This window comes from Arenibacter arenosicollis, from assembly GCF_014397245.1.
Lineage (GTDB): Bacteria > Bacteroidota > Bacteroidia > Flavobacteriales > Flavobacteriaceae > Arenibacter > Arenibacter arenosicollis.
Genome location: NZ_JACLHY010000059.1, coordinates 1 through 1,308 on the forward strand (window position 1 = coordinate 1; position 1,308 = coordinate 1,308).

The window sequence follows — 1,308 nt, forward strand, 5'->3', positions numbered from 1 at the left end:
CGTCCTAAAATAGGTTGACGGTTTTTAAAGAATATATATTAGACCTGTGAAGTTAACTTCACAGGTTTTTTGTTATGTATAAAATTAGGTGTTTTATAATTAAGGCTCAAATGTGGTCTTCTGTTGTTGTATGTGTTGATTGAATCTGCAATGAGTTGTTTTAAATCTTTACCGTTGTTACATTTATATATTAAGAATTCCCCTTTCAATATCCCATTGATCCGCTCGGCCAGTGCATTCTGGTAGCAGTCATATCCATCGGTCATCGATGGGGTGATATCGCTGCGCCGGAGCTCCTCTTGATATACGGAAGAACAATACTGTAGCCCCCTATCGGAATGATGGATAAGCTGTTTGTTGGTCAACCTATTGCTATTTGCCATTTTCATTGCCTTTACAACGTTCTCCGCACTCATGTCGTCACTAAGTTCATATCCCATAATCTTTCTGCTATAGGCATCGGTAACCAGGGATAGGTAATGTGTCCTTTCCCTGCTTTTGATATATGTGATATCGCTGACAAAAAATTCTTCCGGCCTTGATACCTTGGCCTGTTTCATCAGATTGGGGTACTTTCTGAGCCAATGCTTGGAATTGGTGGTCATGGTGTAATTCTTCCTTGGTCTTATCAGCATGGACTCCGTACGTAAATGTGCAAATAGGGCATCCCTTCCTATTTTTATATTGTCCCTCCCGAATTCTTCCTTGAGCAGGTAATACAACTTGCGGGTGCCGAGCCTGGGCATGTCCATGCGGATACCATCGACCAAGTCCTTCACCTTTGCAAGCTCTTGTCCTCTTTTTAAAGAACGTTTTTCTGATTGATAGACTGCTTGCCTACTTATCCCAAACAATCGACAACAACGAGACAGACTTAATCGCTGTTCTTGCCGGATACGCTGGATTGATTGGGTAAATACTTTTTTCTGATAGAAGTGCCGTACTGTTGGTCCGAGATGTCGATCATCGTATTAAGGATCTTGTTCTTCAACTTCGCGTCAGATAGCTCGCGTTCTAAACGCTTGATCTTCTGGGCAGGGGTTTCTTTGGATTTTGGCATTTGATGTCGAATTGGGTTGCTCCAATCTAAGGTACCATGTTTTCTCAACCAGACCAAAACAGTACTTCTACCTTGAATACCATAAGCCTTCTGTGCCTGCTTATAGGTCATTTCGCCTTTTTCAACTTGGGAAATAACGGCCAATTTAAAACCTAGATTGTAATCGCGTTGTGTACGCTTATTACCTGTAATCTTTGAATGTTTCATAAATAAGTCGATTTTGTGTCAACTTATTTTAGGACGGGACA

The 1,308-nt window shown here is 41.2% G+C and carries 1 protein-coding gene; it reads right to left on the bottom strand.

The genetic code is table 11. From position 1 onward, the window contains the following. Positions 1 to 38: 38 nt before the first annotated feature. Positions 39 to 1,267, bottom strand: a protein-coding gene (locus H4O18_RS21835; protein WP_425489146.1) for an IS3 family transposase whose coding sequence is annotated in 2 segments (ribosomal slippage) — positions 39 to 910 and positions 910 to 1,267 — 1,230 coding nt in all. Because the reading frame shifts where the segments join, the coding sequence is not laid out codon by codon here. Positions 1,268 to 1,308: the final 41 nt, after the last annotated feature.